Here is a 12,389-nt window from a genome sequence, read left to right as displayed (position 1 = left end):
GTTTTCCGTACTCCTGATTAAATCATTTACTCGTTGGATTTTTGACGTTGTACCGACTCATGCTGTGCTCCAGACCGTGCAAAGCCCAGTCCACCGCAGCCATCGCCGCCAGTTCGGTTGCCTTGTCGATCTCACCCTGCTCGCCACGCGGAAACTTGCTCAGCACGTAGTCAGGCACGGCCCATCCTGGCGGTGGCGGATCGATCCCGATTCGCAACCGGGGGACTTGTTCGGTCCCCAGGTGACGGAGGATGTCCGCCAGCCCCTTCTGTCCGCCGCTGGACCCCTTGCCTCGCAAGCGAAGCTGGGCGAGCGGCAGGTTCATATCGTCGCAGACCACCAACACGTCGGCTGGCGCCACTTTGAAAAAATCGACCGCCTTGCGAACGCTCTGGCCGCTGGCGTTCATGTACGTCAGGGGACACATAACGACGAGCTTCTCGCCCTCGACCTGCCCCTCGACCACCTCGGCGTCGAATCGCTTCTTGGCTCCGGCGGCCGCCAGCATGGGAACCAGCTTCGCCGCTGTCATGAAACCGACGTTGTGCCGCGTCTCCGCGTATCGGCTGCCCGGATTCCCGAGCCCCACCACCAGCTTCATGACCTTCCGACTTATTCCTGCTCTTCTTCGCTGCGGCCGATCACCTCGGGCTCCCCGCCCTCCGCAGCCCCTTCTTCGCGAGCCGCTCGCGGAGCCTCGATGTGGGCGATCACCGTCTCGGGATCGGTCACCAGCTCGACGCCCTCGGGCAGTTCCAACTCAGCCGCGGTGAGGCTCTCGCCGAGCTTCAGACCGCCGACCGCCAAGCCGAGATCCTCGGGGATCGCCCCGGCCGAACAGCGAACGTCGACTTCGTGGAGATTTTCCAACAAAATCCCGCCTTCGCGAACCCCCTGCGGCTCACCGTGCAACCGCACCGGAACGGTGACTTCGACCATTTCCTTCAGGTTGACGCGGATCAAATCCAAGTGCAGCACGTCGATCCCCAACGGATCCCACTGCATTTCATTGACCAAAGCATGCTCGTTCGCCGCACCGCTCAGCTGAACCGTCTTGCCGTGATGGCGGACCAACGCCGCAACCTCGCTCGAGGTGGCCGAAAAATGCAGATTCTGCTCGCCATGACCATACAACACGCCAGGCACCTTACCCGCCTTGCGGAGTCGCCGGGTCGCTGCGGTTCCAATCTGCTCACGCAGCTCCACGTGTAGCACGTCGGTCATCGTATCCTCAAAATTCACAAACGTTAAACAGGGGTCCAGCGACCACCACGGACATCGAACCATTCGAGCCGCAGGAGCCCATCCGAGCCGCAGGAGCATTGCCAGCGGGAGTTTCGTCGGGGCCGGCGGGAGTTTGGTGGGGAAAACCGGCTAGTATGCCACTAAACAGGGCTCACGCAAGCCCAAGAACCGAACAAAAAGGGGACCCCCTCTTGTCCGACCGATTCGGGCGAGCGTAGCTTACCATGGATGGCAAAGAAGATGACACAGTCGTTTGAATACGTTGAACCGATCGGTGCCCGCGTCCTAGTTCGCAAAGACGAACCCAAGCGGGAGACGCGGGGGGGCATCGCGCTGCCCGACGCCGCCGAGATCCCCACCATCACTGGACGCATCGTCACGATCAGCGTGGAGATTGAGAACGACGAGGACGTGCCGCTGCGGCAGTACGACAAGATCCTCTTCCATCCCAAGAACGCGATCCCCGTCGACCTCGAGCACGACAACCAACTGTTCGTCGTTCCGGTCGAAGACGTCGTCGCGGTCTTCCGCCGCGAAAAGCCCGAAGAATAAGCTATCTCACGCGGAACATTTCGCTGATCGATTGATCGTGGTGGATCCGCTTGATCGCTTCGGCCAGCAGGCGGGCGACCGAGAGAGGGACGAGCCCCGGCAGCGCCTCCTGGCTGGGGAGCGGGATCGTGTTGGCCACCGCCAGGGAGTCGATCGGCGCGTCCCGCAGCCGCTCGATCGCCGGTCCGCAGAGCACCCCGTGGGTCGCACCGATATGGATCTCGCGGGCCCCCGCGTCGTGGACCAGCCGGGCGGCGCCGCAGATGCTCCCGGCGGTGCTGATCATGTCGTCGAACATCAGCGCGACTTTGCCGGTGATCGGACCTCCGATGATCGTGCTCTGCTTGACGTCGAGCGCATTGGTCCGCCGCTTGTCGACGATCGCCAGGCTCCCCCCGAGCCGCTTGGAGTGGCCCAGCGCTCGCTTGATGCTCCCCTCGTCGGGGCTAACGACGACGATTTCCTCGGGATCCCAGCCGCGACTCTCGAAGTGGCCATTGAGCACCGGAGCGGCGTAGAGGTGGTCGACCGGAACGTCGAAGAAGCCTTGGATCTGAGCGGTGTGCAGGTCCATCGTCAGGACCCGATCGGCGCCGGCGCGGGTGATCAAATTCGCGGCCAGCTTAGCCGTAATCGGCACCCGCCCTTCATCCTTGCGGTCCTGCCGGGCGTAGCCGTAGTAGGGAATCACCGCCGTAATCCGATCGGCGCTGGCCCGCTTGCAGCTGTCGATCATGATCAACAGCTCCATCAGGTTGTCGTTCACCGGCGGGCAAGTCGGCTGCATCAGAAAGACGTCGCGGCCGCGGACGTCTTCCTCGATCTTGCAGAAATTCTCGCCGTCGGGGAATTTCCCCAGCGTGATTCGGGCCGGTGCCAAGTCCAAGCACGCGCAGATGTCGCGGGCCAGTTCCGGGTTGGCTCGACCGCTGAAAATCTTCAGTTCACGCACGGGAATCGCGTCTCCGGCAGTTGGAGGGGTATAGCAGGAAAAGAGGTGCCGCGCCAGCATCCTCCGGGCCCCAGCCCCGGATCAATGCCGGTTGGCGACGGAAATTTGCAGCGTCTCAGGCGTTCAGGGGGTAGCCCATCGCCTGCATCTTGGCCTCGACGATCTCCAGTTCGTCGGTCGTGTTGATGCTCAGCGCTTCGCATTCTTCGAGCACCGGCAGCGCCTCGACATTGCGGCCGAGCGACAACAGGATTCCGGGAGCATCGGTCAAGTAGTACTCGCCTTGGCTGTTCTCGTTGCGGAGCTTCTCGAGCGCCTCGAGCAGGTCGGCCGCGTTGAACACGTAGGTGCTCATGTTCACCTCGCGGATCTGCCGCTCCTGGTCGCTGGCATCCTTGTGCTCGACGATCCGAGCGAACCGCCCGTCGGGATCGCGAACGATGCGTCCGAGTCCCGTCGGATCGGCTTTGACGAGCGTCCCGAGCAGGGCGGCAGGATGCGTCTGCTCAAAGCGGTCGAGCAGGCGGCGAAGGCTGGTCGTCTGAAGCAGCGGCGAGTCGCCCGTGACCACGATGACGGGCCTCCCGTCCTTTCCAGCCCCCCCACTTTCCCCTGCCCCCTGGGGACCGGCGATCGCGTCGCGACAGACCTGGACGGCGTGGCCGGTGCCGAGCTGCTCGGCCTGCTCGACGAACTCCACCCCTTCCCGCCCCGCAAGCTCCTTCCGGACCCGCTCGGCCTGGTAGCCAACGACGACGATCTGCCGCTTGGCGCCGGCAGCGGCCAGGGCGTCGAGGACAAAGTGGATCATCGGCCGGCCACAGACCGGAAACAGCACCTTGGCGAGGTCGCTCTTCATCCGCGTGCCTTTGCCAGCGGCGAGCACGACGGCGATCGGATCGTTTTGGGCCACTGCGTCTCTCCCCCAGAATCTTGCGGGCTGGTCGGAATCTTGCGGGCTGGTCGAAATCTTGCGAACGGTTGGAACGGGGCCGCCGAAGCGAATCGGCTGCCGGGCTATCTTGCCACTCCCGTCGACGAAAGACGAGTGGGGTGGCGACCGCTTCGCTGTTTTCGCCGTTCCCCCATCCGGCACGCTTCGGCATAATCGCGCCACTCGCTCCCCCGACCTCCGGTTTCCGCAGCTCGCTTTGTCCCCCGCCCGCCATGCAGCCCCTGATCGACTTCGCCGCTTATCTCATCGTGCGACTGTTCATCGCCGTCGTGCAGGTGATGCCGGAGGATCGAGCCGACGCGATGTGCCACCAGCTAGCCCGATTGCTCTCCGGGCCGGTCTCGATTCGCCGAGCGACGATCGAGCGGAATCTGACGCGAGTCTTTCCCGAAGCGACCGAAGCCGAGCGGGCGGCCCTCCGCCGCGCCATGTGGCACCACTTGATGTTGATGATCTGCGAGATCGCGTGGGCTCCGCGGCGGCTGCACCGCTGCAACTGGAAGGAGCACGTCGATTTCCCCAATGCCCCGGCGTTTCTCAGCCGACTGCTTTCCCGCCGCCCCACGGTCCTGGTCACCGGCCACTTTGGAAATTTTGAAATCGGCGGCTACGTCACCGGCCTGATGGGGCTCAGCACGACGACTATCGCCCGGCGGCTGGACAATGCCTACCTGCATGACTTCGTCGCCGAGTTTCGCGGTGCGAAGGGCCAGCGGATGGTGGATAAGGAAGGGTGTGCGAGCGAAGTCGACCGCCATTTGGCCGCTGGTGGAACGCTCTCGCTGCTGGCCGACCAGCACGCCGGCACCAAGGGTTGCTGGGTCGAGTTCCTCGGGCACCCGGCCAGTTGCCATAAAGCGTTGGCCCTGTTCACCCTCTCCGGCGATGCTCCAATGGCCGTTGCCTACACGATCCGCAACCAGCGGCCGATGCAGTTCACGATGGGTTGCACTGGCGTGGCCGACCCGCGCGAGCCGGGAGAAGAATGCAAAGGCGTCCGGCAGCTGACCCGCTGGTACAACGACCGCTTGGCCGAAGCGATTCGGCTGGCGCCCGAACAGTACTGGTGGATGCACAACCGCTGGCGCGACCCCCCGGCCAAGCAAGCCAAACGGTTGGCCGCTTAGCTCGACTCCCACCAGCGACCGATCTCTTCGGCCACCTCGGCTAGGCTCTTACCTTCGGTGTCGACCGTCCACTCGGCCGCCGCTTCGTAAGCTTCTCGGCGAGCTTCGAGCAGTTGGCGGATCTCTTCGATCTGCCCCAGACGCGTCAGCGGTGGTCGCTGGGCGGCGGTAACTCCGTCGCCAGCAATCCGCGCAGCGATCGTCTCGACCGAAGCGGTCAGCCGAACGCATCGTCCGGAGCTGCGGATCACCCGCCGATTCTCCTCCCGCAACACCGCACCGCCGCCGAGGGCCACGATCTGCGGAGAGTGTCGGGCGGCCACTTCGCCCAGCGCTTGCGACTCCAGCCGCCGGAATTCCGCCTCCCCAGCATCGGCAAAAATTTCTGCAATCGACCGCCCGGCAAGCTCCTGGACCACTGCGTCCAAATCGACCGCCGGCAGCGACCATCGCTGGGCCAGCAACGCGGCGATCGAAGACTTTCCCGTTCCCCGGTAGCCGGCCAGAAAAAGATGGGACAACGCTGCGAATCCTTCAGCACGACGGAAGAGCGACCGCAGGCGCGCCATCCCGACACGCCTCGGCACCGACGCGGCGGATTGTAGGAGACGCGCCCGATCGAAGCCAGACGCCCGCCCAGAGACCAGGCTCTGTCAGCCCCCCTGAGCCGACGGCGCTAGCCGCGGGTTCCTACAGCCGACGGGCGCTAGCCCGGATTATTCATCAGCCGCCGGGCGCTAGCCCCCGCTTCCCCAGAGCCGACGGCGCTAGCCGCGGGTTCCCCTGCAGCGGAAATCCCGGGCTCGCCAAGGCCCGAGGCTAGCGCCTACGGCTCAAAAGACGCAGCGGCGCTCCGATCCGGTCGGTCTTGACTTTTTTTCGCGGTCGAGCGAACCATAGGGACTCTGCTCCGATAACAATCGATAGCCATGTATCCCTTTCCCTTCCCGTCGTTCGCTTTCCTGACGAGCCTCCTGCTGGTCCTGCCCCCTTCCGGGTGCGGAGATTGGCTGCGGCCGGAAAGCACCGCCAGCAGCTCGGCCCAGACGCCCGTGCGGAGCTGCTGCGGGTCCGCAGCCGCGCCGGCATCAAGTGTCCGGGAGCACTCGCGGCCGGCCTCGCCGGTGTTCGGGTGCCACGCGTCCGGGGCCCATTCGGACGCCCCTTGCGCTCCGCTGCAGTCGGTGTGCGACTGCTGCGATGCCGCCGAAGCGACGGTTCCCCTGCGGACGAATGCCCCAGACACGGAGGCGAGTTTCGTCGCCTCGACGGCCGATCTTAGCATGGATCATGCTGCCGAGATCAGCTCGCCGAGCCGCGAACCGATCGCCACTCCCGTGAGGCTGCATATTCTCAAGTGCGTGTGGCGGTGTTAACAGAACGGCCCTAGCGGAGTCCGTTCTTGCTTCACACATCGCCGTCGCGTCCCTGATGACGCGAGGGTCCCGCACCGCCGACCCGCGGCGCGGCACAACCGCCTGAAGCACTGTTTGCTTCAGGTAATCAAACCCACACGCTTGTTCTCAAGGAACTCTGAATATGTTGATGAACTCCCTCACCGGCTTGTTGCTCGTCCTCGGCCTCACCCTGACCGGCGTCGCCGCGACGCAGTCCGAGGAAGCCCCGAAGACTCCCGCCTGCTGTGTTGAAAAACTGGCTTGCTGCGAAGAAAAACTCGCCTGCTGCGACGCAGAGAAAGCCAAAGCGTGCTGCCAGGAAGGCAAGGCCTGCTGCGACGAAGCGAAGGCTTGCTGCCAGGAAGCCAAAGCCGAATGCTGCGAAGCCAAAGCCGAATGCTGCGAAGCCAAAGCCGAGTGCTGCGAAGCCAAAGCCGAATGCTGCGAGAAGGGCGCTGAGTGCTGCGAGGCCGGCGCTGAGTGCTGCGGCGAAGGCAAGGCATGCTGCGAAGCCGACGCGAATGCCTAAGCTGGCGGCCAAGCGGATGAGCCGCTGAGGAGCGGCTTTGACTGGGCTCGGTCAGAAAATTGCCTACGTCACCTTCCCCCCGGGAAGGTGGCGAGGAAGTGGGTCACACAGTCGTTTAACGGCAAGCCGCAAGCGACTGTGTTTTAAAAAGCAGTCGCCTTCGGCTTGCCGTTAAACGATTTTTCCGCAAGTCATCCTGCTGCGAATGACTTCAAATCGGCGCTATTTAGCTAGCGTGCGGCGGCTGCCGGTTCGGGCCAATCGAGATGGCGATGGAGGAACTCGTAGCTCCCTTTGCCAAAGATCGCGTGCGGTCCGGGGAACCACTCGATTTCGGTCCGCTCGGGGATTTTCAAGCGAGCCGCGTACAGATAGCGAACCGGGGCATACTCGAAGCCGACCCAGCGGTCCTCGGCGACCCCGTCGAAATGCCCCCGCTCGACCATGAACGGCCGCGGGCAAATCAGCGCGGCCATCTCGGCGTAGCTAAAGGTCCCGGCGAGGTCGAACTCGAAGATCTCGTACTCGCCCGTCCAGACATAGCTGAACCGATCACTCGTGCTGACGTTCTTCAGCACCCATTCGTTGTAGTCGCCCGAGCAGATCGTCGGGCCGTATTCGGTGACGACGGCCGGGATTCGCATCGCTGATTTTCCCCCGTAGCTCAGCCCGTAGAAAGCGACCCGCTCGGGATCGACTTGAGGCAGCGTCTGCAGCCAGCGGACCAGTTGCCGATGCTGGGGAACGATCAGCGAAAACAGAGTCTTTCCGAGCGGGTTGGCTTTCCGCTGCAGGACGCGAAACCGATCGCCGCCAGTGTAGGGTTGCTGCGGACAGAAGACGATGAACCCTCGCTCGCAGAGCGACGCGGCAAAGTGATTGTAGGCGGCACGCTCCTCGGTGATCGTGTGCTCCGGCGTTCCCTCCAGCCCATGGACGCAGACGACCACCGGTCGCGGTTCGTCCGCCGGCGCATCGTTGGGAACGAGCAAAATGCCACCGGCAATCAACTCCGGAAACACATCCATCTCGACTTCCCAGCCAGTCCAGCGATCGCTGCGTCGCCAGAGCCGCGAGCGGACCGCTGGCGGCAGCAGTGGCTGGTCGAAACGGCCCAGCACGTCCCGCTCGAAACGCTCCCGAAGCGGAGCCGTTGCGGCCTCGTACGCCTCGAGCGACGACGTGTCGAGTTCGTCGATCATCCCACTCCGCACTTTGCGGCTGGTCCGCACCCAGTGGTCCCCCAGCCGCTCGATCTGCCGCAATTGTTCCGCACGAGCCGCCTCGGCATCGAATGGCCCGCGACTCGTTGCGGCCACTGGAGCCCGCAGCGACTGGCGATCGGCGATTCGCTTTGCGGTGACACCCAGCGATTCGACCAGCGTCTCGAGAGCCTGAGTCGATCCATAGCCGGCACCAGGCGGATCGATCACCGTCAACCAATCGCACGCGTCGCCCATGATCTGACGCGTCGCCGCGGTGGCCTCCTCGACCTCTTCGAGAGTGGGCGAAACCAACCGACCCGGCGCCGCCGATTTCGTCGCAATCTCAAGCTCGGGTCCCTGGGCCGCCTCGATGATCAGCCGCCGCGGCCCGATCATCGCAGCCAAGGGCGCATCACCAAAATCGCTGAGCAACCCAAACAGATTGCGGGAGACCGGCTCGCTCCACATCGCATCCCGGTTTCCCCACACTCCGCTGGCGAGCACGACATCGACGCGGGGATCGATCGCACCGGTCAGCAACGCCACCAAACCGCCCTCGCCATGACCGGCAACCGCGATCGGCGAGTCGCTCGCGCTGGCCCCCTCCGGCCGCAACCCGTCGACCACCGCCCGAACCGTTTGAACTTCCAACCCCAGCGGATGCCGTCCGAGCACAAACGTTGCCCGATAGACGTACTCGCGGTCGGTGATCTCGGCTCGCCCGCCGCGGACTTCCATCCGTCGGCTGATCATCTGCGGGACGATCACGCGGCAGCCAGCCGCGGCCAACTGCAAGGGCAGCCCTGCCGCGGGATCTTCACTACCACCCGCTGCCACGCCGTCGAGCCCCACCAGCGTCTCAGGTCGCACGTCCGCCTCAGGCAACCAGATTACAGTCGCTTGCGGAGCGCCACCCTCGGGAGCCCCAGGACGGTGCTCCGGAGTCACCGCCAATCCTTCGGCGACATACCCGTCCAGCACCGGCCAGCGGACCTGGTGCACCACCACCCCGCCGCCGCGGGCGAGCTCCGATGGCCCACCGAGCGGAGCGACGATCTGCGGCAGTCCCGCGGTCACTCGTGAATCGTCCCCTCCCACCATTTTCTGCAAACGCTCGCGCAGTTCCGCCAAGCGTGCTTCGCGTTCCGCCGCCGGCTTCTGCATCCGCTCAATCCACTCCGCCCGCCGCCGCTGCTGGGTCGCCACCAGCTGCGCATCCAAAAAGCGCTCCGCCCCGACCAGCATCCGATCGATCAACGGCTCTTCGGCCACCAGCGGCGCCGTATTCGGCAATCGCTCGGGAGTCTCCGAGGATTGAGCGAAAACCGTAGCCGGCCCCATCGCAACAGCAACGGCCAAAACAGAGAGCGGCATGCGCAAAGAAAGGTGGGGCAACATGGCGAGGCTTCTTTTGGAGGGAAGGGGTAGACAGAGCCCTGCGCTCTGACAGAAAGCCGAAACATCACCCTCCCGGGGAGAGGGTGAACAAGACGGGTATTTATCCCTCCGTGCTCTGAGGGTGACACCAAGCGCTACTCATACTCCCATTTCATGATCCACGGGTCTCCCATTTCCTCCTGAAACGCCTGCAGCTTTTTCTTGTAAGTCTGGAGCGTGTCAGCATAGCGGGGATCATCAGCTAAATTTTTAGCTTCGTGCGGATCTTGCTGCATGTCGTACAGTTCGAAGTATGGACGCTGGATATATTCCCCGACGGTTTTCTTTCCATAAGGTGCGTCCAGCCCCTTTTGATATTGCGATTGCCAACTCGACGCGGCCCACAGATCCGAAGCGAACGGGTAGGGGAGGGGCGCGGCGATGTTCCAGATCAGCTTGTAATTGCGATCGCGAACGACGCGCATCGGATAGTACATCTGAATTTCATGGAACGTGTGCGAAGCATGGATCTGGTCCCAGTGCTTCGCGTCGGGCTTCCCAAGGATCGGAATCCATGAGCGGCCGTGATAGCGGTCAAACTTGTGCGGCCCACTGCGATTCTCCTTAACGTTCTCACCCCGCTCTCGCCAGTAGGCGTCGGCATCGATCAGCTCCTTTGGGGCGTTCGCTTCCGCATCGAGTCCTCCGGCGAAATCGAGCAGACTCGGGGTGATATCGATATGGCTGATCATCGCATCGCTGACGACGCCCCGGTTTTGCTCGTACGGATTGCGAACCAAGAAGGGGACGCGAAGCCCTCCCTCATAAACCGTTGTCTTGCCGCCGGAGAAGGCCATTCCATGGTCGGAGGTAAATACGATCAGCGTCTTGTGGTATACGCCCGCCTGTTTGAGAATTTCGATCAACCGCCCCAGCCCCTGGTCGACCCGAGAGCAGGACTGGTAGTACTGCGCCAGCTCTTCGCGAGTTTCTGGCGTATCGCTGAGGAACGCCGGAACAGGCACGGTTGCCGGATCATAGAAGACTTCGTCGACGCCGACATGCGAGCCATCGTTCGGGCGATTGCCAAACAAGTCGGGCTTCAGCGCCAATTCCGATTGCTTATCGATGCCTCCGCCCCGATGCGGATCCGAGGTGGCGAAGTACAGGAAGAACGGCCGCTCCTCGGTGTGGTCTGAAATGAATTCGCGGCAGTTCTCCGCCATCTGGACCGCATTTCGCCCATTGCCGCGTAGATACGTCTCGAAGTGGTAGACCTCTTCGGGAGCGACGTGAAACTTGCCGATCTGCCCAGTGCGATAACCCTGCCGCGCGAGCACCTGCGGGAGGGTTAAACGAATCGCATCAGGAAATGTTGTGAATTTGTGGTAGGCGTGTTGGTGCCCGTACTGACCATTGACGTGGTTGTGCAGCCCGGTGAGGACGACCGAGCGGCTAGCACTGCAGCTCGCCGTGGTGGCGAAAGCATGTGTGAAGCGAGTGCCGTCGGCCGCCAGCGCATCGGCGTGGGGAGTTTTGGCGACCGGGTCGCCATAGCATCCCAGCGTGGGGCTCTCATCGTCCGTGATAAAGAACACGATGTTCTTTTCGGCCCCCACGGCAACGCGGGCCCCGACGGCATGACCGGCCACCGCGATCACCAGCAGCAACAACGAGCGAAGTAATCGGTGATCGAACAAACGTCGCGGCATCGGTCAGTCTCCAGTGCGGACGAAGCAAACAGTGCGTATCAACAAAAGCCGGGGGAAGACCGCCCAGTGTGATTGATGCGGAAGCGCGAAACCAGTCGGGGGATCGGATCCGCAGCTCGTTCGGCCAGCTGCCGAATCGTGAGCTACGGTTAAAAACGTTCCGGCTTTCTCGTTGACCCGCCATGCATGAACACTGAAAGGCAACCGATGACCGACTCCCCATTCAAGCTGGTTCCGCAAGATCCCGTGTGGCAGGCGAAGCTAGGTCGCGAGACGCTGGTTGCCAGTCACAACCTGGAAGCAAGCGGATTGTTCGGCGATGCCGCACTGGCCGACTTGATCGAGCGTCACCCCCGCCAAGACCTCAGCGTCAACACGATGGGCGACGATCCGATGCAGCGGAACGAGTGGCGAGAAGGAGATCTCAAAGACTTCAGCGGCAGCGAGTTGCTCGAGATGGTGCAGCGCGGTCGCCTGTGGCTGAACCTGCGAAAGATGGTCATCCACCATGAGCGGTATCGCGATCTGGTCCACGGCCTGTACGGCGATATGGAGGCCCAAGTCGGCGGCTTTCACTCCTTCGAACATTCCGCCAACCTGCTGATCTCCTCGCCCACCGCTCAGGTCTATTACCACGTCGACGCACCACTGAACATTTTGTGGCACATTCGTGGCACCAAACGGGTCTGGGTGTATCCGCGGCAAGACCCCTTCGTCAGCAACTCGATCCTCGAAGGGATCATGGTTGGGGAACGCTCCGAAGAGATTCCCTACCACACCAGCTTCGATGAGTCGGCCGAAGTGCTCGATCTCCAGCCCGGCCAGGTCGTCACCTGGGCCCAGCATTCACCGCACCGCGTGGTGAATTTGGCGGGCCTGAACGTGTCGCTCTCAACCGAGCACATGACCCGCGCGGCTCAGCGTCGCAACAACGTCCACATGTCAAACCACTTCTTCCGCCGCTGGTTTCCCGGCTGCACCGCCTCGGCGGAGGTCGAAGGGTGCACCGCAGCGATGAAAGAGTTTGGGATCCGCGTCGCCCGCCGGATGCCCGGCTTCCATCAAGACGCCCGCAAAGGATATCGATTCCCAATCACCTTTGAGGTCGATCCGCAGGCCCCGAACTGCGTCCAGCTGCTCAACAAGGCCGAGCCGAAAGCCGAGCCGCAATTGGTCGGTGCCGGCCAGGCGTAGGAGGGGCGTAGGACACTGTTTCACGGCAAGCCGAACAGGCATGCTGCTTCAATCAGCCGCCACGCGCTAGCCCGGATATTTCATCCGCTGATCAGCGTAGGTATCTAGCGCGAGAGCCTTAGTTCCGGTAGACATTGGAGTTAC

The 12,389-nt window shown here is 63.2% G+C and carries 12 protein-coding genes; 5 read left to right on the top strand and 7 right to left on the bottom strand.

Annotated features, from left to right (window positions below; genetic code table 11):
• Positions 1–22 precede the first annotated feature (22 nt).
• A complete protein-coding gene (gene pth / locus GNK13_RS06300; protein WP_164101659.1) occupies positions 23–601 on the bottom strand; it encodes an aminoacyl-tRNA hydrolase in 579 nt (192 codons plus the stop codon).
• Positions 602–612: 11 nt separating this feature from the next.
• Complete coding sequence (locus tag GNK13_RS06295) at positions 613–1,224, bottom strand: 50S ribosomal protein L25 (protein ID WP_164101658.1); 612 nt, start codon at positions 1,222–1,224, stop codon at positions 613–615.
• Positions 1,225–1,473: 249 nt separating this feature from the next.
• On the opposite strand from GNK13_RS06295, the gene GNK13_RS06290 reads away from it, so the two are divergent.
• Complete coding sequence (locus GNK13_RS06290) at positions 1,474–1,797, top strand: co-chaperone GroES (RefSeq protein ID WP_164101657.1); 324 nt, start codon at positions 1,474–1,476, stop codon at positions 1,795–1,797.
• A gap of 1 nt (position 1,798) precedes the next feature.
• Here the strand turns inward: GNK13_RS06290 and GNK13_RS06285 are convergent, their stop codons facing one another.
• Together GNK13_RS06285 and GNK13_RS06280 are read right to left on the bottom strand one after the other, a co-directional pair.
• Positions 1,799–2,749, bottom strand: coding sequence for a ribose-phosphate diphosphokinase (locus GNK13_RS06285; protein WP_164101656.1), 951 nt, complete (start codon positions 2,747–2,749; stop codon positions 1,799–1,801).
• Positions 2,750–2,864: 115 nt separating this feature from the next.
• Positions 2,865–3,662 carry a sugar phosphate nucleotidyltransferase gene (locus tag GNK13_RS06280; RefSeq protein WP_261345397.1) on the bottom strand — a complete coding sequence of 266 codons (798 nt, stop codon included), beginning with the start codon at positions 3,660–3,662 and terminating at the stop codon, positions 2,865–2,867.
• A 254-nt stretch (positions 3,663–3,916) separates the two neighbouring features.
• Here GNK13_RS06280 and GNK13_RS06275 point away from each other — a divergent pair, with 254 nt between their 5' ends.
• Entirely contained in the window at positions 3,917–4,831 is a 915-nt protein-coding gene (locus GNK13_RS06275) for a lysophospholipid acyltransferase family protein (RefSeq protein ID WP_164101655.1), read from the top strand.
• On the opposite strand, the gene GNK13_RS06270 is transcribed toward GNK13_RS06275, so the two are convergent.
• The gene (locus tag GNK13_RS06270; protein ID WP_203328955.1) at positions 4,828–5,352 is read right to left on the bottom strand and encodes a shikimate kinase; all 525 of its coding nucleotides are present in this window, start codon (positions 5,350–5,352) and stop codon (positions 4,828–4,830) included. The two genes, GNK13_RS06275 and GNK13_RS06270, sit on opposite strands and share 4 nt — an antisense overlap.
• A gap of 408 nt (positions 5,353–5,760) precedes the next feature.
• On the opposite strand from GNK13_RS06270, the gene GNK13_RS06265 reads away from it, so the two are divergent.
• Both GNK13_RS06265 and GNK13_RS06260 read left to right on the top strand, forming a co-directional pair.
• Complete coding sequence (locus tag GNK13_RS06265; protein WP_164101653.1) at positions 5,761–6,207, top strand: hypothetical protein; 447 nt, start codon at positions 5,761–5,763, stop codon at positions 6,205–6,207.
• Between the two features lie 163 nt (positions 6,208–6,370).
• Complete coding sequence (locus tag GNK13_RS06260; RefSeq protein ID WP_164101652.1) at positions 6,371–6,757, top strand: hypothetical protein; 387 nt, start codon at positions 6,371–6,373, stop codon at positions 6,755–6,757.
• Between the two features lie 230 nt (positions 6,758–6,987).
• Here the strand turns inward: GNK13_RS06260 and GNK13_RS06255 are convergent, their stop codons facing one another.
• Both GNK13_RS06255 and GNK13_RS06250 read right to left on the bottom strand, forming a co-directional pair.
• On the bottom strand, positions 6,988–9,336 hold the full coding sequence (locus GNK13_RS06255) for an alpha/beta hydrolase family protein (protein WP_164101651.1): 2,349 nt from the start codon (positions 9,334–9,336) through the stop codon (positions 6,988–6,990).
• A 158-nt stretch (positions 9,337–9,494) separates the two neighbouring features.
• The gene (locus GNK13_RS06250) at positions 9,495–11,051 is read right to left on the bottom strand and encodes a sulfatase family protein (protein ID WP_164101650.1); all 1,557 of its coding nucleotides are present in this window, start codon (positions 11,049–11,051) and stop codon (positions 9,495–9,497) included.
• A 207-nt stretch (positions 11,052–11,258) separates the two neighbouring features.
• Between GNK13_RS06250 and GNK13_RS06245 the strand changes: the two genes are divergently transcribed.
• Positions 11,259–12,245 (top strand): hypothetical protein, encoded by a 987-nt coding sequence (locus tag GNK13_RS06245; protein WP_164101649.1) that lies wholly within the window; start codon positions 11,259–11,261, stop codon positions 12,243–12,245.
• Positions 12,246–12,389: the final 144 nt, after the last annotated feature.

It is taken from the genome of Candidatus Laterigemmans baculatus (assembly GCF_010367455.1).
Taxonomy (GTDB): Bacteria; Planctomycetota; Planctomycetia; order Pirellulales; family Pirellulaceae; genus Laterigemmans; species Laterigemmans baculatus.
Note: the sequence above shows the minus strand (reverse complement) of the source record. Positions and strands in the feature narration are given on the sequence as shown.